20 protein-coding genes are annotated in these 19,679 nt (G+C 45.6%); 8 read left to right on the top strand and 12 right to left on the bottom strand.

What is annotated here, in order from left to right:
• The first annotated feature begins 614 nt into the window (after positions 1 to 614).
• Entirely contained in the window at positions 615 to 1,829 is a 1,215-nt protein-coding gene (locus C510_RS0108060; RefSeq protein WP_018710837.1) for an MFS transporter, read from the top strand.
• Positions 1,830 to 2,006: 177 nt separating this feature from the next.
• Here C510_RS0108060 and C510_RS0108055 read toward each other — a convergent pair whose 3' ends face one another.
• Both C510_RS0108055 and C510_RS0108050 read right to left on the bottom strand, forming a co-directional pair.
• Positions 2,007 to 2,201: a type II toxin-antitoxin system HicB family antitoxin gene (locus C510_RS0108055; RefSeq protein ID WP_018710836.1), complete on the bottom strand. Its 195-nt coding sequence runs from the start codon at positions 2,199 to 2,201 to the stop codon at positions 2,007 to 2,009.
• 87 nt (positions 2,202 to 2,288) lie between these two features.
• The gene (locus C510_RS0108050; RefSeq protein ID WP_018710835.1) at positions 2,289 to 2,684 is read right to left on the bottom strand and encodes a DUF6249 domain-containing protein; all 396 of its coding nucleotides are present in this window, start codon (positions 2,682 to 2,684) and stop codon (positions 2,289 to 2,291) included.
• Between the two features lie 140 nt (positions 2,685 to 2,824).
• Between C510_RS0108050 and C510_RS0108045 the strand changes: the two genes are divergently transcribed.
• Positions 2,825 to 3,367, top strand: coding sequence for an RNA polymerase sigma factor (locus tag C510_RS0108045; RefSeq protein ID WP_018710834.1), 543 nt, complete (start codon positions 2,825 to 2,827; stop codon positions 3,365 to 3,367).
• A 4-nt stretch (positions 3,368 to 3,371) separates the two neighbouring features.
• On the top strand, positions 3,372 to 3,749 hold the full coding sequence (locus tag C510_RS0108040) for a hypothetical protein (protein WP_018710833.1): 378 nt from the start codon (positions 3,372 to 3,374) through the stop codon (positions 3,747 to 3,749).
• Positions 3,750 to 3,821: 72 nt separating this feature from the next.
• On the opposite strand, the gene C510_RS0108035 is transcribed toward C510_RS0108040, so the two are convergent.
• The 5 genes from C510_RS0108035 to C510_RS0108015 form a co-directional block, all read right to left on the bottom strand.
• Positions 3,822 to 5,528, bottom strand: a complete 1,707-nt coding sequence (locus tag C510_RS0108035; protein ID WP_018710832.1) for an acyl-CoA dehydrogenase family protein — start codon at positions 5,526 to 5,528, stop codon at positions 3,822 to 3,824.
• Positions 5,529 to 5,533: 5 nt separating this feature from the next.
• On the bottom strand, positions 5,534 to 6,553 hold the full coding sequence (locus C510_RS0108030; RefSeq protein WP_022339527.1) for an electron transfer flavoprotein subunit alpha/FixB family protein: 1,020 nt from the start codon (positions 6,551 to 6,553) through the stop codon (positions 5,534 to 5,536).
• Positions 6,554 to 6,558: 5 nt separating this feature from the next.
• Complete coding sequence (locus C510_RS0108025; protein ID WP_018710830.1) at positions 6,559 to 7,446, bottom strand: electron transfer flavoprotein subunit beta/FixA family protein; 888 nt, start codon at positions 7,444 to 7,446, stop codon at positions 6,559 to 6,561.
• 85 nt (positions 7,447 to 7,531) lie between these two features.
• Positions 7,532 to 8,065 (bottom strand): TlpA family protein disulfide reductase, encoded by a 534-nt coding sequence (locus tag C510_RS16285; RefSeq protein ID WP_018710829.1) that lies wholly within the window; start codon positions 8,063 to 8,065, stop codon positions 7,532 to 7,534.
• Positions 8,065 to 8,466: a DUF4891 domain-containing protein gene (locus C510_RS0108015; protein WP_018710828.1), complete on the bottom strand. Its 402-nt coding sequence runs from the start codon at positions 8,464 to 8,466 to the stop codon at positions 8,065 to 8,067. Before C510_RS0108015 ends, C510_RS16285 begins: the two co-directional genes overlap by 1 nt.
• A gap of 72 nt (positions 8,467 to 8,538) precedes the next feature.
• Between C510_RS0108015 and C510_RS0108010 the strand changes: the two genes are divergently transcribed.
• Positions 8,539 to 9,738, top strand: a complete 1,200-nt coding sequence (locus tag C510_RS0108010; protein WP_022339525.1) for a mechanosensitive ion channel family protein — start codon at positions 8,539 to 8,541, stop codon at positions 9,736 to 9,738.
• A 10-nt stretch (positions 9,739 to 9,748) separates the two neighbouring features.
• The gene (locus C510_RS0108005) at positions 9,749 to 10,120 is read left to right on the top strand and encodes a thioesterase family protein (protein WP_018710826.1); all 372 of its coding nucleotides are present in this window, start codon (positions 9,749 to 9,751) and stop codon (positions 10,118 to 10,120) included.
• An 87-nt stretch (positions 10,121 to 10,207) separates the two neighbouring features.
• On the opposite strand, the gene C510_RS0108000 is transcribed toward C510_RS0108005, so the two are convergent.
• The 3 genes from C510_RS0108000 to C510_RS16280 all read right to left on the bottom strand — a co-directional run bounded on the left by C510_RS0108000 (position 10,208) and on the right by C510_RS16280 (position 14,784).
• Complete coding sequence (locus tag C510_RS0108000; protein ID WP_025892347.1) at positions 10,208 to 11,806, bottom strand: aspartate:alanine exchanger family transporter; 1,599 nt, start codon at positions 11,804 to 11,806, stop codon at positions 10,208 to 10,210.
• A 142-nt stretch (positions 11,807 to 11,948) separates the two neighbouring features.
• Positions 11,949 to 13,769, bottom strand: a complete 1,821-nt coding sequence (locus tag C510_RS0107995) for an AAA domain-containing protein (protein WP_244870466.1) — start codon at positions 13,767 to 13,769, stop codon at positions 11,949 to 11,951.
• A gap of 58 nt (positions 13,770 to 13,827) precedes the next feature.
• Positions 13,828 to 14,784 carry a DMT family transporter gene (locus tag C510_RS16280; RefSeq protein ID WP_018710823.1) on the bottom strand — a complete coding sequence of 319 codons (957 nt, stop codon included), beginning with the start codon at positions 14,782 to 14,784 and terminating at the stop codon, positions 13,828 to 13,830.
• 126 nt (positions 14,785 to 14,910) lie between these two features.
• Between C510_RS16280 and C510_RS0107985 the strand changes: the two genes are divergently transcribed.
• Positions 14,911 to 15,735, top strand: a complete 825-nt coding sequence (locus C510_RS0107985) for an AAA family ATPase (protein WP_018710822.1) — start codon at positions 14,911 to 14,913, stop codon at positions 15,733 to 15,735.
• Positions 15,736 to 15,750: 15 nt separating this feature from the next.
• On the top strand, positions 15,751 to 16,749 hold the full coding sequence (locus C510_RS0107980) for a DUF4435 domain-containing protein (protein WP_018710821.1): 999 nt from the start codon (positions 15,751 to 15,753) through the stop codon (positions 16,747 to 16,749).
• 87 nt (positions 16,750 to 16,836) lie between these two features.
• On the opposite strand, the gene C510_RS0107975 is transcribed toward C510_RS0107980, so the two are convergent.
• Both C510_RS0107975 and C510_RS0107970 read right to left on the bottom strand, forming a co-directional pair.
• The gene (locus C510_RS0107975; protein ID WP_018710820.1) at positions 16,837 to 17,244 is read right to left on the bottom strand and encodes a PaaI family thioesterase; all 408 of its coding nucleotides are present in this window, start codon (positions 17,242 to 17,244) and stop codon (positions 16,837 to 16,839) included.
• An 8-nt stretch (positions 17,245 to 17,252) separates the two neighbouring features.
• Positions 17,253 to 18,308: a DUF2027 domain-containing protein gene (locus C510_RS0107970; protein ID WP_018710819.1), complete on the bottom strand. Its 1,056-nt coding sequence runs from the start codon at positions 18,306 to 18,308 to the stop codon at positions 17,253 to 17,255.
• A 60-nt stretch (positions 18,309 to 18,368) separates the two neighbouring features.
• Between C510_RS0107970 and C510_RS0107965 the strand changes: the two genes are divergently transcribed.
• The gene (locus tag C510_RS0107965) at positions 18,369 to 19,586 is read left to right on the top strand and encodes an S-adenosylmethionine:tRNA ribosyltransferase-isomerase (RefSeq protein WP_018710818.1); all 1,218 of its coding nucleotides are present in this window, start codon (positions 18,369 to 18,371) and stop codon (positions 19,584 to 19,586) included.
• The last annotated feature ends 93 nt before the right edge of the window (positions 19,587 to 19,679 follow it).

Genomic DNA, 19,679 nt, shown 5'->3' with positions numbered 1-19,679 from the left:
ACATCCGGCTTACACTCTGTCATCAGAATTTCATTTCTTTAGCGCGTTTCCCTCTCGAAAGCGGTTGCAAAGGTACAGACTTTTGCGGAACCTGCAAGCATTCCTCGAAACTTTTTTGAAACATTTTCTGGAATTAATTCACAAATACCTGATAAACAAAAGAATAAAATTCAACAATTTTCAAGATTCAGAATCAAAAGGTCAAAGAATGACACCATATAAATTTCGCGCACGCGCGTATATAGGCAAGCAAAAACGAACGCACGTTTCCATCCAAACGAACGGACGTTTTCATCCAAACGAACGCACGTTTTATTGAAAACGAACGGACATCTTCATCCAAACAAACGGACGTTTTCGATTGCTGGAAAACAACAGATATACACCTGCCTTAATTTTCGCAAATACTCAACAGCAGACCCTTTCATAGACAAAAAAAACTCATAATATCCACAGAATATTGTAAACTTTTATCGGATACTTAATTTTCTTTCACAAAAGCTTTAAGAATCAATTTATTTATTAAATTTGCAGTCAATATGCCCAATTAACAGAATTTATTAACCGTATGCAATTGTGTCAACCACCTACTGCATAGCTAAAACTAAGAAAAAATGAACACCCAGAAAACAAACTTCATGGTACCATTGGCTTTTGTCGGCGTAATGTTTTTTGCCATTGGTTTTGCGCTCGGAATCAATTCATTCCTGATGCCTGTCCTTGAAAAATCCCTGCAAATGTCTTCGGCAGAATCGAATCTGCTACTGGCGGCAACTTTCGTACCTTTCCTGATTTTCGGTATCCCTGCCACCAAATGTATCGAACATATCGGTTACAAACGGACAATGGCCTTGTCATTCGTTCTTTTTGCAGCCGCTTTCGGACTTTTCATCCAGGCAGCCGCTACCGCATCAATCGTCTGGTTCCTGATAGCATCATTCGTAGCAGGAGCTGCTAACGCCGTACTTCAGGCCTCCGTCAACCCGTACGTTACCATCCTCGGTCCGTTGGAATCGGCCGCCAAACGTATTTCTATCATGGGTATCTGTAACAAGCTGGCCTGGCCTGCAACGACCTTATTCATTACTTTGGTGATTGGAAAAGGCTTGGCAGACATCCAGATGGAAGACCTTTATCTCCCGTTCGAAATCATCATCGGTATCTTTATCATACTGGGTATCATTGCCCTGATGGCACCGCTGCCTGAAGTGAAAGCCGCCGGCGAAGATCCAGCCGATGAAAATGAAGCGGAAAGCCAATGCAGCTATGCAGCCAACAAGACTTCCATCATGCAGTTTCCTCACCTGCTGTTAGGTGCATTCGCCCTGTTCCTGTATGTAGGCGTAGAAACCATCTCGCTGGCTACCGCAACCGGTTACGCCAAAGCGCTGGACCTGGAAGGTGATAATTACGGATTCATCCCCTCTATCGGTATGGTGGTAGGTTATATAGCAGGAGTTATTCTGATACCGAAATACTTGAGTCAAGCTGCCGCCATGAAATTCTGCGCTATCATCGCTCTGATAGGTTCTGTTCTTGTAGCTATCCTGCCAGGCGTATGGTCTGTATACTGTATCTTCTTCATGGCATTGGGATGCTCACTGATGTGGCCGGCACTCTGGCCGCTGGCAATGGCTGATTTAGGAAAATTCACCAAAGCGGGTTCTTCCTTGCTGACTATGGCGATAGCCGGTGGTGCAGTCATGCCGTGGGTAAGAGGTGTCATTCAGGATGCAACCAGCTTCCAGACATCATACTGGATTTGCGTGCCGTGCTTCCTCTTCATCCTGTATTACGGAATGGCCGGTTATAAAATCAGAACCAAATAAACAGATTCAATAGGTCAACCATAACACACAACAAAGGGTAGTCTGAACAAACAAGCAGGCTACCCTATTTTCATTGCAAACAATTGATGCTATAAAAAAAAGCCACCTCCGTATCACACGGACATGGCCCCAGAGAAAGAGAGTTCTCAATGCTAGATATATACAACACGTTTAAAGTCAAGCATAATCTTCCAGATAATAGACGGAACTGACTTCACCGAAGAAATCTTCCGCAACATCCGCCAGATTGTCAAGTGCTTCTTCTTCTGTTTCACCATACGCACAACACTGACGATAGTCCAGCAGATAAGCATAATAGGTACCATCCGGGGTACATTCCACTACATAACTACAGTTATCAAACGGTTCCATAATGTGTTCCTCCTTATTTTTAAGACACCACAAAGTTCATCATCACAGATTACAAAACGGAGTACTACACATTACAATTCGGTGACTTTATTCCGAGTCTCTTTTACTGATTTTCCACTCTATCAAGAATGAAACCAATAAGCCCAATCCTCCACCTAACAATACACAGGCTCCATAAATCAAGGAAGTAATCTCATAAACATTCTGATAATTAGGATAAGCATTACATGTTCCCAAACCGATAAAGAATCCGGCTAAAAGTCCTAATCCCAAGCCAAGCATCAAACAGCCGAAACGCAAGGACGAAAAAGTAAAGGTAGAAAAATTAAAACCAGGACGCTTAGCCCCCCCCTTCATCAACTCTTCACTGGAAAGCTTTTCTATCAGCATCATCCGTTCCTTCTTGCCGACAAACAACTCAAACAATTTATAAACTACACCAAATATAATCGCCACATTGGCAACAACCATTAATTCTTCCATATTTCTACTGTTTTAAATTTAAAAAATTAGTTTCTTTGTCCTTTAGATGCAAGGTTACTAAAAAGGTTACAGCTAAACAAGCAAAAAAAATTTTCTGTAACCTGTGTAACCTTTCGGACGAGTGCTCGTCTAAAGAGCAAATGAAGACAGAAGAGCAACATAAAATAGAACGCATACTGGCCGGAAAGACTGAAGAATTCGCTTACTTTCTGGACACATACGGACAACAGGTATTCACGCTGATTGTCCGCATGACAGGTTCAGAAAGTGATGCCGAGGAACTGACTCAGGACACCTTTCTGAAAGCCTTCCAACACCTGTCTTCGTTCAACGGGAAAAGCCAGTTCTCCACATGGATTTACCGCATAGCTTACAACACAGCTCTGACTGCTCTCCGGAAAAAGAATATCGAACTGACCGCTGACGAGAAACTGTGGAATACCCTCTCGGACACAGAAACCGATGATTTGCTGGACGACACTTCGGAGAATCGGATTGAAAAGCTCAGAGAGGCACTGGACCGGCTTCCGGCCGATGAAAGGGCACTGATAACATTCTTCTACGAAGAAGAGAAAAATATCAGTGAAATAGCCGTCATCACCGGACAGACGGAAGGAAATGTAAAAGTTAAACTATACAGACTGCGCAAGAAACTGGCAGCCTGGATGCAAGAGGAGGATTAAAGTTATGACAGAAAAAGATAAAGGACTGAAAGAAGCCATCCGGAAACAGCCTACTTACCGGATTCCGACAAACTTTACCTACCGGATGATGCAGCAAATCAATGAAGAAATCTACCGGAAGGAAAAACAACAGGAAAAACGGTTGTTCATCCTGATGGTTATTCTGTGTGTGCTGATGATAGGTGGCTTGTGTGCCTGGCTCATCTGGCTGTTCAAACCGGACTTCCAGCATATCCGTGAGAACCTGTCGTTGCAGTTTTCTGAACTCCGGAACCTGACTTTCTACCTGCCCATGATAATGGCTCTTCCTTTATTGGCCTGGTTCAATCATTGGCTTAGAAAAAAATTCCGGTTCTTGGATAATTCATCATCCAACCTATAAAATTCAAGAAAGGCCATATCCAGCTTTATACCGGATACGGCCTTTTTCTATTCATTATTCTAACAGACAGAATCAATTACGATAGCTGGCCAATTCATCAGCCTGAAACTTGCGGATGAAATTGAAATGCTTTTCTACTTCAGATTCTGCATAGTTCACGTATACATTCAATGACTTACCGAACATTTCAGGAGCCTTTGTAGCATCCTGCAGCAGCAGGTGACTCATGACACAAACGGCAGCCATCTCGTACAAACGGCGAGATACCAAATCCAGCAATTCCTGATTCTGAGCATCTTTCACCGCATTGGTACATGCTTCCAGCTTACGGGTCATGTCCTTGATACGGTTCATATAGCCTTCGTATTCAGGAGCACAAGGAACCGATTCAAATTCATGCAGCGTAGCGGCATACGAACCGTTGGTTACATAACGGATGGCAGCCACAGTCTGCAGCTGGGTAGTACCTTCATAGATACTGGTAATACGGGCATCACGGTAAATACGCTGGCAGGCATATTCCATCATGAAACCGGAACCACCGTGAACCTGAATACAGTCATACGCATTCTGGTTGGCATATTCCGAATTCATACCTTTAGCCAGCGGAGTGAAGCTGTCGGCCAGTTTCGCATAACGTTTCTGCTCCTGACGTTCTTCCGGAGTCAGCTTGCGTTCACGGGCAATGTCATCCAAGGCCTTGTAGATATCCACATAGCGGGAAGTCTGATACAGCAAAGCACGGCCGGCATCCAATTTTGCCTTGATGGTGGCCAACATATCGTATACAGCCGGGAATTCGATGATTGCCTTACCGAACTGTTTACGTTCCTTGGCGTATGCCAATGCTTCGTTGTAGGCAGCCTGACTCAGACCGACTGACTGCGCAGCGATACCCAGACGGGCACCGTTCATCAGCGCCATGACGTATTTAATCAGACCCAACTTGCGTTCACCGCAAAGTTCAGCCTTAGCATTCTTGTAAACCAGCTCACAGGTAGGAGAACCGTGAATACCCAATTTGTTTTCGATACGACGTACATCTACACCACCGTCGTTCTTATCGTAGATAAACATAGACAAGCCACGGCCATCGTGTGTACCTTCTTCCGAACGGGCCAATACGAGGTGAAGATTAGCATCACCGTTGGTGATGAAACGTTTCACACCGTTCAGACGCCAGCAGTTGTTGGCCTCATCGTAGGTAGCCTTCAACATCACGCTCTGAAGGTCGGAACCTGCATCCGGCTCGGTCAAGTCCATAGACATGGTTTCTCCGGCGCAGATACGCGGAATGAAACGGCTGTGCTGGTCTTCGTTACCGAACTCATACAAGGTCTCGATACAGTCCTGCAATGACCAGATGTTTCCGAAACCGGCATCGGCCTGAGCCACGATTTCAGCGCACATGGTGTACGGTGTAATCGGGAAATTCAAACCTCCGAAACGGCGCGGCATGGTCATACCGTTCAGACCGGCCTTCACCATGGCATCCAGGTTGGCCTTTGTACCTGATGCGTATTCTACACGGCCATTGGCACAGTGAGGACCTTCTTCGTCCACGCCTTCCGCATTGGCCGCAATGATTTCACCGGTAATCTCGCCGGTAATTTCCAATACTTTATCGTAAGAGTCGATGGCATCGGCATAATCCTGCGGTGCATAATCGTACTCGTCTTTATCTCTGTAATCGCGTTCTTTCAACTGACAGATACGCTCCATCATCGGATTGTTCAAGTGAAACTTGAGTTCCGGATGTTCTGTATAAAAGTTTGCCATAATCTTTACTTGCTGTTCTTTTTGTAGTACTTAATCATTTTCGGAATGACCTCTTCCACGGTGCCGTTGATGACGTAATCGGCAATGGTATTGATCGGTGCGTTCGGGTCATTGTTGACAGAGATAATGATACCTGCATCCTGCATACCGGCAATGTGCTGAATCTGACCGGAGATACCGCAAGCGATATACAGTTTCGGATGAACAGTCACACCAGTCTGACCAATCTGACGGTCATGGTCGCAATAACCGGCATCGACAGCAGCACGGCTGGCACCTACTTCGGCATGAAGTTCCTTGGCCAGTTCGAACAACATATCGAAACCTTCCTTACTACCCATACCGTAACCTCCGGCTACTACGATAGGAGCACCCTTCAGATTATGTTTCGCCTTTTCTACATGACGGTCAATCACTTTCACAACATAATCCGTTTCCGGAACATATTTCGCTACATCGTGTGAAATAACCTCACCCTGATAATTGGCGTCTACGATTTCTTTCTTCATTACACCCTCGCGGACAGTTGCCATCTGCGGACGGTGTTCCGGATTTACGATGGTAGCTACGATGTTACCGCCGAAAGCCGGACGAATCTGATACAACAGGTTTTCGTAAGTGATACCGTTCTTCTTGTCTTCGTGATTACCGATTTCCAACTGCGTACAGTCGGCAGTCAGACCGCTGGTCAAAGCAGAAGACACACGCGGACCCAGGTCACGACCGATAACGGTAGCGCCCATCAGACAAATCTGCGGTTTTTCTTCCTTGAACAGATTGACAAGAATAGAAGTATGCGGAAGAGAAGTATAAGGGAACAGCCCCGGAGCGTCGAATACATGTACGCGGTCTACTCCGTACGGCAAAACTTGTTTTTCTACACCGGCCAGGTCGCTACCTGCACAAATGGCTTCCAACTGGCATCCCAGTTCGTTGGCTAACTTACGACCTTTGGTTAAAAGTTCGAGACTGACATCGGCAACGTGGTTGCCTTCCATCTCACAATATACAAATACGTTATTCATAGTCTTTATCCGATAGTATGGTTAGCCAAGAGTTCAACAATCAAGTTCTCTACGTCTGCATCGCTGCCCGAAATGGTCTTGCTTTCCTTTGCCTGGAAGATGATGTTTTCAATCTTCTTCACTTTGGTCGGTGAACCGGACAGACCGCACTGCTTGGTATCGCCGTTTACATCGGCTACACTCCATTCCACAATGTTCAGATACGGACGTTTCTCATACAGTTCGGCGTATGCCAGTTCAGCACCTTCTTTCGTCAAGGCCGCTTTTTCCTGAGCACCCAAGGCACGTTTGTATTTCTGCACCAGCTTCGCGTTACGCGGACGGCAAGGAGCAGCACTTCCGTTTACGGTAAGAACCATCGGCAACGGACCTTCTACGGTTTCCACGCCTCCGTCAATGTGACGTTTCACGCGGATACGGCCGTCGGCTACTTCCTCTACTTCTTCTACGTAAGTAATCTGAGGCAAACCAAGTTTTTCAGCCACCTGCGGACCTACCTGAGCCGTATCACCGTCGATAGCCTGACGGCCACCGATAATCAAATCGTACTCACCGATTTTACGGATGGCAGTAGCCAACGCATACGATGTAGCCAACGTATCGGCACCGGCAAAAGCACGGTCTGTCAACAGATAACCGTTATCTGCCCCTCTGTAAAGTCCTTCACGAATGATTTCTGCTGCACGCCCCGGTCCCATTGTCAGAATGGTGACAGTAGAGCCTGGATGTGTGTCTTTCAGTCTGAGTGCCTGTTCCAAGGCGTTCAAGTCTTCCGGGTTAAAAATAGCCGGAAGCGCCGCACGGTTGATGGTACCGTCAGCATTCATGGCATCCTTCCCTACATTACGCGTATCGGGAACTTGTTTTGCCAAAACTACGATTTTCAAACTCATTAGATTATTTTTTTGGTATTAGTAATTTATTGATGGCAAATTTAATGAAACCATTTGTTATGCAAAACGATAAAACAAAAAAGTTTCAAAGCGGAAGAGGCAAATCCTGTTCAACCAACACAGAGACAGCCTCGTACAAGTCGGTATAGGAGGCTATCGGGTCGTCCGTGAAAAGATAACGGACAATACCATCCGCATCAGAGATATACACCAAAGGAATCCCTTCCTCCGAGAACAAAGCGTATACATTTCTATCCGGTTGAGCCGAATAAGGGAGTGTCAGCTCGTGCTGCCGCCAATACATGGCCACCTCATCAGCCGCCTCTTCCCGACTGATACAGACGATTTCCACACGGGCATCCTCCCGGTAATACTCATACAGTTTCTGAACAACCGGAAGCTCCCGCTGACAATCCGGACATTCCGTATGGAAAAATACAAGTACGGAAACTTTACCCACCAACGAATGACGGCTGAGTATCGTACCGTCGCTCAATTCGACAGTAAAATCCGGCAACCTATCTCCCGGCTGTACATACTGAATGCTCTCCCCTACATTTTCCCGGATACAGGAGATACATCCCAACCACATCAGCAGCACAAATCCCAATCGGTTCATTATATCTGTTCTTTAAGCATCCTCAAATAAACATATTGTACACCTGGCTTGATTGAACCTTCTTCGAAGAACCGTTGCTTCACCCGGTAACGCTTCAATGTTTTACGGATATATGACTCAACAACCACCGAAGGCTGCTGGGCATATTCCAATACATTGACTGTTCCATCCGGAAGAATATCCACTTTCGTCTTGACGTTCAATACAATCTTTCCCAAAGCAGAATTTCCCCGCAAGTCAAAATCAATCCATAGAATCGCTGTAGCCTTCGGAACAGTATCCGACTCCACTTCAGTCATACGTTCTTCAGTGATTACTTCACTTTCCTTTGCCGACTTTGAAGTACAAGCCCCGAGTATAAACAGGGCACTTATCAGCAGAAAAAAACATTTTTTCATCATAGGCTAACAATTTATATCGAATAGTCAAAGATAACAAATTTTCGTATCTTTGCCCAGACAAGCAAATAGAATATGGAACAAATCAATCAAAGTATCGCCCATCTGTTATTGAATATGGGCATTGACAAAGAAAATATCGACTGGAGTTCGCAGATTCTTCTGGTTCTCGGCATCATCCTGATTTCGTATATCATCACCAAATTATTCAAACATCTGGTGATTCCGGTTGTACAAAAAATCACAGCCAAAACCAAGGCTACCTGGGACGATTACATCTTCAATGAAAAGATGATGACCAGTTTCTGCCGGATGATTCCTCCCCTCGTATATTACATTCTGCTCCCCTTCGTATTCAAAAATGTTCCCTTGCTGCTGGACATCCTGCTGAAAGCCTGTCTAATCTATCTGGTAATATCTACCGTACGGCTTGTAGGAGCTTTTCTGAATTCACTCTATGAAATATCCAACGAACACGAGGCCTTGAAGAATCGTCCGCTGAAAGGTATTTACCAGATGATTAACCTGATTTCTATTGGAGTAGGTATCATTCTCATCATCAGCATCCTGATAGATAAGGATGCAACAACCATATTGGCAGGACTCGGTGCCTCGGCAGCTGTACTGATGTTGATTTTCAAAGACAGCATTTTGGGATTGGTAGCCGGTGTACAACTCTCGGCCAACGATATGCTACGGCCGGGCGACTGGATAACCATGACCAAATATGGAGCCGACGGTTACGTCATCGAGGTTTCATTGACCATTGTCAAAGTACAGAACTTTGACAAGACCATCACAACCATCCCACCATATATTTTGGTAAGTGATTCTTTCCAGAACTGGCGGGGCATGCGCGAAAGTGGAGGAAGACGCATCAAACGTTCACTCTACATTGACATGACAACCGTCCGCTTCTGTACGGAAGAGGAAAAACAAACCTTTATCCGGAAAGGATGGATTACGGAGGAAGAAATGAAAAAAGAAACGGTCAATCTCTATGTTTTCCGCCGGTATGTACAACAATACATTGAACAACATCCGGACATCAATCATGACATGACACAAATGATACGTCAGATGGCCCCGACCACCGAAGGACTTCCACTGGAAATCTATTGTTTCACCAACACTCCCGAATGGATACCATACGAAAATATCCAAAGTGCCTTGTTCGATCATCTGATAGCTGTCATGCCAGCATTCGGGCTACGTATCTTCCAACGACCTGCAGGTACAGACATTCAAGCCGAACGACTTATCAACAGACAATAAAAATATTATTATGGAAAAAGGACTTAGTTACACCAGTAAAACCATCGTAAACAGAAACAATACAGCTATCGCCATGGGTTCAGGCGACCTGGAAGTATTCGCTACCCCCGCTCTGGTAGCATTGATGGAAAATGCTGCCAAACAGGCCGTAGAGAACTACCTTCCGGAAGGTTCCACTACCGTAGGCGCACAAATCCAGACTTCACACATCAAACCTTCGGCACTGGGAGAAGAAGTGACAGCCACTGCCGTACTGGAAGAAGTGGAAGGAAGAAAACTGACATTCAGACTAAAAGCGACTGACAGCCAGGGTATCGTTGGTGAAGGTACACATATCCGTTACATCGTAGATATCTGCCGGTTCATGAGCAAACTGAAATAAAAAAGATGGATAGACCAATATCTCATCGCTATATAACAGGAATGGGATATCGACCGATACCCCATTCCCTTATTATCAGTAACTTTTTTATACAACAGCCGAAGCGATGATTTGAATGAACAGAATCAGGAAAACCATAGCTATCGGATACACCGTAGCATAAGCCACTCCCGGAATATTACTGTCTGTCATGGAATCCGCCGCAGCCAAACCTGGAGTACTGGTCATTCCTCCTGTAATCGTACCCAGCATATCCAGCGTACTGATCTTGAAGACAAATTTCCCGACTATCGCCGCAAGCAACATAGGAACCAATGTTATCAATGCCCCTACACCGAACAACAGGAAACCACTCTCCTGAAAGGTAGAAACCAACGTCTTTCCCGCTGAAGTTCCCACTTCTGCCAGGAACAGCAACAATCCCAACTGGCGAAGCAACTGATTGGCAGGCCCGGACATCGACCACAAAATCGGACCTGTCTTTCCTATAGCACTCAAGATCAATGCCATCATCAAAACGCCACCTGTCAATCCCGGCGAGAACGATACGGTATCTCCCAAAGAAATATTCAGTTTTCCGAACAGTACTCCCAAAACGATACCCATGGCAATCGGAAAGAAATCGGTATCTGACAGACGTTTGGCATCATTTCCCAACAAACGGGCAACTGCCTGTATACCCTCTTTTTCACCTACTACCATCAGCTTATCACCGAATTTCAAAGCCAAATCGGGCGATGGAGAAATGTCGATACCGCTTCGACGGACACGGGTTACCGTACATCCGAAATTCTTCTGAAGATTCAAGTCACCCAACTGCTTGTTTATCATTTCTTTCTTAGTCAACAGCAACGATTCAATTCCCTGTGACTGTTCGAAAGGAATCTCACCTTCCACACGCTCACCAACCAAGGAACCGAATTTATTCAAAGCATCCTCACTACCGACAACCTGTACAAAATCTCCTTCAGACAATACAGTATGTGCTTTCGGAATGGTAATTTCACCTTCGTGTTTCAAACGCGAAATGACTGCTCCCGTCATTCCACGCAAATTCAGATGTTGCAAAGTACGCTGGCAGATGGAAGGATTCGTTACTTTAAACATGGCACTGGAGAGTTCAGGAAACTGACTTCTCCGCTCTTTCTCCAACTGGCGCGCTTCTTCAGTCAAATCCACACGTAACAGTTTTGGAAGTAATTTGACGAATAAAATCACTCCAATCACTCCGAAAGGATAAGCGATACCGTAAGAGATGGAAGCCAACGGAGAGTTTGTACTGTCGATAGCCACAGCCAACCCTGGTGTACTGGTTAACGCACCGGCTATCAAACCGACCAGACTCGGCGTATCAATACCGAACAGATATTTCATACCTACTCCTGTCAGACAGGCAGAAGCCACAATCAATAGAGTAATCAGAATCAACGTCTTTCCTTTGCTACGGAAAGAATGGAAAAAACCCGGACCTGCCTGGATGCCAATGGTAAAGATAAACAAGACCAACCCGAAATTACCCAATTCTTTCGGGATGGTTACCCCCCAATGCCCGAAGGCCAGGGCGATAAAAATTACGGCCGATACATCGAGAGACAATCCCATCACCTTGATACGTCCCAACATGAAACCTAAGGCCACAATCAAGAAGACAGAAAAATAAGACGATTGTAGTAAGTCGAAAAACATAAAATGTAATGAATAATAAATTATAGAAAAAGGTTATAGAACTCGGAGTCAAAGATAGCAAAAACACTCGAATTCTACAACCTTATCTATCGGATTACATGCAACTTATTTCAGTATATCACACAATCCTGCTGACTGATATTCAATGGAGGTCTTCGATATAACGATACAGTTCCGCATAGAAAGTATGACGAGTCAACGTAGAGACATCTCCCAGAATGATCAGCTTCATACGGGCACGGGTAATAGCCACATTCATCCGTCGCAAATCATTCAGGAATCCTATCTGCCCCTCTTCATTGGCTCTCACCAGACTGATGAGAATCACATCCCGTTCCTGACCTTGGAAACCATCTACGGTATTAATCGTAATGGCCGACCGATAAGGCTTAAAGAAATTATCTTTCCGTATCAGTTGGCGCAGGTATTGCACCTGTGCCTTGTAAGGTGATATCAGCCCAACATCGATTTTCTCCTCTAGGAAACGCTCTTTTCCAATCTTCAAAATATAAGCTTTCAACTGGGCAACCGACAACTCTGCTTCCGGTTTATTGATACGGCCATAATTCTCGCCAACAAATTCTTCATTACAGTCCATGCCTTCAGTATTGACCCACTCTATCGGAGTGTCAAAATCCAAGATACTCCGATACTTGACCTCTGGCGCCGATTCCAACATACCTCCATAAAACCAATTGGAAGAAAAACGCATGATTTCATCATTCATCCGATACTGTACCTTCAATAAAGAAACGGTTTCCGGACGGTTCTTTACAATAGACTGCATCAATGTATATCCCAATCCGGCCCGTAATGCCTGTGGATCTTTCACTGTAGGAGGTAACTGGCAATGGTCTCCTGCCAGGATAACCCGATCAGCCTTCCGGATAGCAATCCAGCAAGCAGCTTCCAATGCCTGAGCGGCCTCATCGATAAATACAGTACCGAACTTCTGCCCGGTCAAGATACGGTTTGCACTTCCTACCAAGGTACAAGCTATCACCCTGGCTTCACTGAATAACGCTTCATTGATGCGGATTTCCAGTTCGGTAGCCCTGTCCTTCAATGAATTGATTTTCGTCCGTATCTGTTCACGGTCAGAACTTTTCCTGATTCGGCCATAAAGTTCACGGATAGCTTTACGGATACTCCACAACTGCGTATAATCCGGATGCGATTCAAACCGACGTTCATAGGTGAAGGAAAGCATTTTGTCATTGACCCGGCTCGGATTGCCGATACGCAAAACGCTGACACCCCGGTCTACCAGTTTCTCGCTAATCCAATCGACGGCCATATTACTTTGAGCACAGACCAATACCTGATTCTCCCGATGCAAAGTCTCATAAATGGCCTCTACCAGAGTAGTCGTCTTTCCCGTTCCCGGAGGACCGTGTACGATGGCCACGTCCTTTGCGTGAAGCACTTTATTGACTGCTTCCTCCTGCGTACAGTTCAACCATGGAAACCTAACCGGCTGAAAAGAAAAAGTAGAAGCCGGTTGTGTACCATGAAAAATATCACGTAATTCTGCCAACCGGTTGTTTTTCGCCGATATCACCTGCTTCAAGGCCTCGAACATCAGCCGGTAACTGGTTTCATCGAAATAAAGCTGTACCCCTAAGACTTCACTCCGTTGCAACATCAACAGTGCATCCACATTAGGAAGAATCACCACCATTCGGTCTTCATCTACATAATTGACTGTAGCAACAAAGTTCAGGTAATTCAATTTGCCGGATAATTCCTGAGTAAAGAAACATACAGGACGACCGTATTCAAACAAGTGTTCGATTTCTTTGTCCTCACGGCGCTCTACTTCTACAACCAACTGATTCAAGGCATTGTAATAACTCCGCCCCACATTAATCGGATACCAGCACATTCCCCGCTTGATTTTCCGACCAATTCCCATCAGTTCCGTCTGTTGCCGGAATTGCTCTTTTTCATAAGCATACTCCATCTGCAACAACTCGTAGTGATGCTGTAACCAAAGGACAGGCGATTTGAAACTTTGAGCATTACTTTCCTTCATCATCTGTTCCGCAATTAGAAAGTCCCTCCTGTTGTTTCCGCTCGGCCAGTACCTGAGCGCGAGACTTGCTTTGTGTCACTACATAGACACCGACAAAAATCATGATAGCTGCAAGCGCTTTTACCCAACCGAAAGTAGCCAGCCCCATAAAGACAGCCACACTGGAACCTACCACCGGCTGTACATAATTATACATACTGACCACCGTAGGACGCAACGTCTTCTGTCCGACCACCATCATCAGATACGCAACAAACGTACCGAAGAAGACTACAAATCCTACTTCCAGCCAGACCGTCGATGTAAACATGGAAAAGTCGGTTGACGTAAAATCCCTGTATGAAAACGGAATGAAACAGATAGCCGCATAGGTAAACATCCATTTCATCAGCGTAAAGACATTATATCTGGCTATCAGTTTCTTGAAGATGGTCAGGTAACAGGCAAAGCTCAACTGGGCAGCCACACAGAGCACGTCTCCCCCGATGCTTCCTCCTTCCTGCACATTCCCGACATTACTGACTATCAACACCAAAGCCCCAATGGAACCTAAAAAGATACCGATAACCTTCATCGAAGTAACCGGTTCTTTCAAAAACAATGCAGCCAACACCATGGTGATAATCGGCATGGTAGTAGTCATAATAGAGGCATCAACCGGCGAGGTCAAAGACAGTCCGAATGTAAAGCATCCCTGGTTACAGACGATACCCAACAGCGAAGCAAAAAACAACAGTTGCAAGTCGCGGGAAGAAACTTTTTCTTTGGGAGCAAACATCGAAGCCACCCAAAAACAGACAGCTCCTCCAATCATACGCATATTGGCCAACAGAAGTCCGGTTATACCGGCATCCATTGCCGCCTTTCCAATCGGTGACATCAATCCCCACATACTGGCAGCAGCCAGCAAAGAAAGATGTCCTTTAGCAATTCTTATATCCATTTTCTTTTTACCTTATTTTATGTTACAAAGGTACAAGGTTTTTCAAAAAAACAGGTGAGAGCTTTGATTTATTCCCTGAGAATACCTAAATTTGTTAGTGTTCTACCGACAAAAACTGATACCGTCATGAAGAAACAAGCAGACTATATCAAGCGCATTGAAATAAAAAGCCTTTGGGGAAGACGCAAGAACATTTCGTGGGACCTACGCCCCGATGTGAACATCTTAAGTGGAATTAACGGAATCGGGAAAAGTACCATTCTGAACAACTCCGTACGTATGTTGGACGTACTGGAAGGAAAAGCACTGACCAACCACAGCCAACCGGGAGTTTCTTTCGTATTCTCACCCGAAGATGCTACATTCGTTCATTTCGATGTCATCCGCAGTTTCGACCGCCCTCTCATCGATTCCGGCCTTCTGGAGAAAATCGGCAATCAGAACGTCAAAAGTGAACTTGACTGGCAACTGTACCAGTTGCAGCGGAGATACCTGGACTATCAGGTAAACATCGGCAACCGTATCATCGAATTGCTGACAAGCGGCATCCCGGACGGACAAACCAAAGCAGCCGAAGTATCGCATCCAAAGACCAAATTCCAGAACCTGATAGACCAACTGTTCAGCGAGACCGGTAAGAAAATTATCCGGAAAAGCAATGAAATCCAGTTTGAGCAGGATGGAGACATTCTTTCGCCCTATCAGCTTTCTTCCGGAGAAAAACAAATGCTGGTCATTCTGCTGACCGTATTGGTACAGGATAACCAACATTACACCCTATTTATGGATGAGCCGGAGATTTCGCTCCACGTAGAGTGGCAACAGCAGCTCATCTCTCTGATTCGGAGCCTGAATCCGAACGTACAGATTATCCTGACCACCCATTCGCCGGCCGTCATCATGAACGGATGGCTGGATGCTGTGACCGAAGTAAGTGACATTACAACCTGATAAACCTTTATAACTATGGGAAAAAGACTGACCGAAAACCTTTCTTCCCTTTATATAGGGGCCGCCAATAGCCTGAAGCCCAAGCGCGCAAGAAGAAAAATCGTAGCCTACGTAGAAAGTTACGACGATATATCCTTCTGGCGCTCATTATTGGCCGATTATGAAGACAATACCCGTTACTTCGAGGTAATGCTGCCTTCACAAAGTTCCTTGGCCAAAGGAAAGAAAACTGTTCTGATGAACCAGCTGGGCAACCAGTTGGGAGAAAATATGATAGCCTGTGTAGACAGCGATTACGACTACCTGCTACAAGGACGTACCCAGACTTCCCGATACATCATCAACTGCTCGTACGTACTACAGACCTATGCCTATGCCATCGAGAATTATCATTGCTACGCCGAAGGATTACACGAAGTGTGTGTCATGGCAACATTGAATGACCACATGCTGATCGATTTTCCGGCATTCATGAAACTCTATTCGCAGATAGCATATCCACTCTTCATCTGGTCGGTATGGTTCTATCGCCAGCATAACCTTTCAGAGTTTTCGTTACTCGATTTCTGTTCATACGTCAAATTAGACCAGGTCAGCACCCGGCATCCTGAGAGAAGCCTGGAAGTCATGGCCAAAAAAGTCAACCGGAAACTGAAAGACCTGGAACATAAGCATCCGGAAGGAGTCGCAGAAATAGAGGCGATGAAAAAAGAGCTGAAAGAGCTGGGAGTCTATCCGGATAATACCTACATGTTTATCCAAGGACACCACATCATGGACAACGTAGTCATGCGTCTGCTCATCCCCGTATGTACAGTTCTACGGAGAGAAAGGGAGGAACAGATTCACCAACTGGCCCTACACGACATGCAGCTACAGAACGAGCTGACCAGTTACCAACGCAGCCAGTTAGGAGTAGAAACGGTCATCCATAAAAACACGAACTACAAGAATTCACCGTTGTATAAAAAGATTCAAAAGGATGTAGAGAATTTCCTGAAGATTATTCGATAAAAGAATATCCCCTCTCATTCCTTCAAATAACAAAAGCTTCTTTCCCTCAGCCGCTTCGCTTCTGGCTGAAAGAAAGAAGCTTTTCATTTACATCAATCCGGAAACATCCATATCTTCCCGCTTGCGATAACCGGAACTGATGAGACGGGCAATCAATTCTCCGGCCTCATCACGGACAGACACTTCTACATAAGGAATCTTCTCATGATTGGAGACCTCTACCGCCTCGGCATACACATAACCGGGTTTTGCCGCCTTCAAGTAAGTAATCATCGCATTCAGCGAAAGGGTCAGTTTCAGATGGCTGTCTACAGCGGCCGCAAAAGCAAGATCGGCCAAGGTGAAGATGGCTCCTCCGTGACACACGCCACCCGCATTGAGATGCTTCTCCGTCACTTTCATACGCAACTTAGCGTAACCCGAACAGATTGTCATCACTTCGATGCCCATGCTTGTGGCGAAATCGTCCTCTATCATCATTTTCAGTGTCTTCATTCCGCTTCTTAATGTATTGTAACCATGGTAGCTCCGAAACCGTACTCGCGGAACGAAGCGTCCTGGCTTTGGTAAGTCTTATATTTCCGTTTCAATTCATCCAGGATGGCACGACGCAGCACGCCGTCTCCTTTTCCATGGATAAACACGATTTTCTGTCCTTTCTTATGCTTGTACTCTTCCAATGTCTGACGGAACACATCCAACTGGTAATTCAGCATTTCTGCATTTCCCATTCCTGTCGTATCGTCCAACAGTTCATGGATATGCAAGTCCACTTCCACGATTTCGTTCTTTACCTGATGCTGTTTCCGTTGTACTTTGGCAGGAATATCCGTTTCCTTCTTCTGGAGCAAAGCCTCTTTAATGTCATCGGGCGAAACGACCATCGGTTGAGCCAGTTCATCGTCCTTCGCAATCTCATAGACCAAGGCCGGTTCACGGAAGAAATCAGACGGCTGGAAGGTATGCAACTTGTAGAACTTCACCGCATCCAACCGGAACACCTGATTGATGACCGGCTTCAACGTAAACGAGCGGTCATCTTTATAAGCCAGCAGCTGTACGGCAATCTGTTCCATCTGATTCAAATCGCCTTTCGTGAATTCCTCCAGATGCATCTTCATGTTCGGTTTGACTGTTCCACGGCTACGGAGTCTCCATTCCTTGCCTTCGGAGGCCAGATACAAGTAATCGATGAAATAATTACTGTCGTTCACCAGATAAGCATCGAACGGAGTCGATGAAATAGCCTTAATGTCTTGAGGTACATACGCCAGCAACACATTCAGCACGTCATTACCCCGGATTTCGGGAGCCCGATAAGTAATCGGCTTTTCCTCCTCTTCTTCCTCTTCCTCTGCTTCGACTTCCGGAGCAGCTGGTTTTGTCGATTTCAACGGAATGTTATATTCATCGGTCTGGATAACCACACATTCGCGGATGAGCATCGGTATCTCGAACCCGTCCTCATCCTCCACCAAGGCAATGTCTTTCCCACGAAATCCACGCACGGTTCCGCCCCCCACTTCACTCAGGAAACGGACTTTATCACCTATTTTCATACCTTTCGTTTTTTTGTTTCTACAAAAGTAAGTACTTTTGCCAAGATAATGAAACAAACCATGGAAGAAACCAAACATATTAAGATAAGCGATTATAATTATCCCCTTCCCGACGAACGCATCGCCAAGTTCCCCCTCCCTGTACGCGACCAGTCCAAGCTGTTGGTCTATCAGCACGGAGCAGTCAGCGAATCTCATTTCACCTCATTACCAGACTACCTGGAGCCGGGCGAACTCATGATTTTCAACAATACCAAGGTCATACAGGCGCGTCTGCATTTCCGCAAGGAAACCGGTGCCCTCATCGAGATTTTCTGCCTGGAACCCATCCAGCCGAACGATTACGTATTGAATTTCCAGCAAACCCAACATTCAGCCTGGCTGTGTATGGTGGGCAACCTGAAGAAATGGAAAGAAGGCCCGCTACACAGGGAAATGACCGTCAAAGGGAAACCGTTGACACTGACCGCTACCCGCGGAAAATGTATGGGAACCAGCCATTGGGTAGATTTTACCTGGGACAATCCGGAAGTTACCTTCGCCGATATTCTGGAAGTCTTCGGTGAACTACCGATTCCTCCCTACCTGAACCGGGAAACAACCGAAAGTGACAAAGAAACCTATCAGACCGTCTATTCAAAAATAAAAGGTTCGGTAGCCGCACCGACCGCCGGACTCCACTTCACCGAACGAGTACTGGATGCCTTGAAAGAAAAGGGTGTCGACCTGGAAGAAGTCACCCTACACGTAGGAGCCGGAACATTCAAACCCGTAAAGAGCGAAGAGATAGAAGGTCACGAAATGCACACCGAATACATTTCTGTCAACAAACAGACGATAGAGAAATTGTTGGCTCATGGTGGCGAAGCCGTAGCGGTAGGAACTACGTCAGTCCGTACCCTGGAAAGCCTATATTATATAGGTGTAACCACGCGTATGCAACCGGATGCCAGTCAGGAGGAACTACACGTCAAGCAATGGCAGCCTTACGAAACTCATCCTGAACTGACCACCGTAGAGTCTCTGCAATCCTTATTGGATTACATGAACCGTCATCAGCTGGATACCCTGCATACCAGTACGCAAATCATCATCGCACCGGGATATACCTATAAGATTGTAAAGAAGATGGTCACCAATTTCCATCAGCCACAGAGCACTTTACTGTTGCTGGTTTCTGCCTTTGTAAAAGGTGACTGGCATACCATCTACGATTACGCCCTAGCCCACGACTTCCGTTTCCTGAGCTATGGTGATTCCTCCTTGTTAATTCCCTAACAGAAAAGATTGACAGAAAGATTGACAGTTCATACTTCAGGCGACACTTTGGCAGTCTGATATTTCATTACAATTACAAAAGAGCCACTTCTC

The sequence above is a fragment of the Phocaeicola barnesiae DSM 18169 = JCM 13652 genome, from assembly GCF_000374585.1.
Classification (GTDB): Bacteria; Bacteroidota; Bacteroidia; order Bacteroidales; family Bacteroidaceae; genus Phocaeicola; species Phocaeicola barnesiae.
Note: the sequence above shows the minus strand (reverse complement) of the source record. Positions and strands in the feature narration are given on the sequence as shown.

Coding starts and splice junctions, on each gene's coding strand:
- C510_RS0108060 (WP_018710837.1), top strand. CDS start 615: ATGAACACCCAGAAAACAAACTTCATGGTACCATTGGCTTTTGTCGGC.
- C510_RS0108055 (WP_018710836.1), bottom strand. CDS start 2,201: ATGGAACCGTTTGATAACTGTAGTTATGTAGTGGAATGTACCCCGGAT.
- C510_RS0108050 (WP_018710835.1), bottom strand. CDS start 2,684: ATGGAAGAATTAATGGTTGTTGCCAATGTGGCGATTATATTTGGTGTA.
- C510_RS0108045 (WP_018710834.1), top strand. CDS start 2,825: ATGAAGACAGAAGAGCAACATAAAATAGAACGCATACTGGCCGGAAAG.
- C510_RS0108040 (WP_018710833.1), top strand. CDS start 3,372: ATGACAGAAAAAGATAAAGGACTGAAAGAAGCCATCCGGAAACAGCCT.
- C510_RS0108035 (WP_018710832.1), bottom strand. CDS start 5,528: ATGGCAAACTTTTATACAGAACATCCGGAACTCAAGTTTCACTTGAAC.
- C510_RS0108030 (WP_022339527.1), bottom strand. CDS start 6,553: ATGAATAACGTATTTGTATATTGTGAGATGGAAGGCAACCACGTTGCC.
- C510_RS0108025 (WP_018710830.1), bottom strand. CDS start 7,446: ATGAGTTTGAAAATCGTAGTTTTGGCAAAACAAGTTCCCGATACGCGT.
- C510_RS16285 (WP_018710829.1), bottom strand. CDS start 8,065: ATGAACCGATTGGGATTTGTGCTGCTGATGTGGTTGGGATGTATCTCC.
- C510_RS0108015 (WP_018710828.1), bottom strand. CDS start 8,466: ATGATGAAAAAATGTTTTTTTCTGCTGATAAGTGCCCTGTTTATACTC.
- C510_RS0108010 (WP_022339525.1), top strand. CDS start 8,539: ATGGAACAAATCAATCAAAGTATCGCCCATCTGTTATTGAATATGGGC.
- C510_RS0108005 (WP_018710826.1), top strand. CDS start 9,749: ATGGAAAAAGGACTTAGTTACACCAGTAAAACCATCGTAAACAGAAAC.
- C510_RS0108000 (WP_025892347.1), bottom strand. CDS start 11,806: ATGTTTTTCGACTTACTACAATCGTCTTATTTTTCTGTCTTCTTGATT.
- C510_RS0107995 (WP_244870466.1), bottom strand. CDS start 13,769: ATGGAGTATGCTTATGAAAAAGAGCAATTCCGGCAACAGACGGAACTG.
- C510_RS16280 (WP_018710823.1), bottom strand. CDS start 14,784: ATGGATATAAGAATTGCTAAAGGACATCTTTCTTTGCTGGCTGCTGCC.
- C510_RS0107985 (WP_018710822.1), top strand. CDS start 14,911: ATGAAGAAACAAGCAGACTATATCAAGCGCATTGAAATAAAAAGCCTT.
- C510_RS0107980 (WP_018710821.1), top strand. CDS start 15,751: ATGGGAAAAAGACTGACCGAAAACCTTTCTTCCCTTTATATAGGGGCC.
- C510_RS0107975 (WP_018710820.1), bottom strand. CDS start 17,244: ATGAAGACACTGAAAATGATGATAGAGGACGATTTCGCCACAAGCATG.
- C510_RS0107970 (WP_018710819.1), bottom strand. CDS start 18,308: ATGAAAATAGGTGATAAAGTCCGTTTCCTGAGTGAAGTGGGGGGCGGA.
- C510_RS0107965 (WP_018710818.1), top strand. CDS start 18,369: ATGGAAGAAACCAAACATATTAAGATAAGCGATTATAATTATCCCCTT.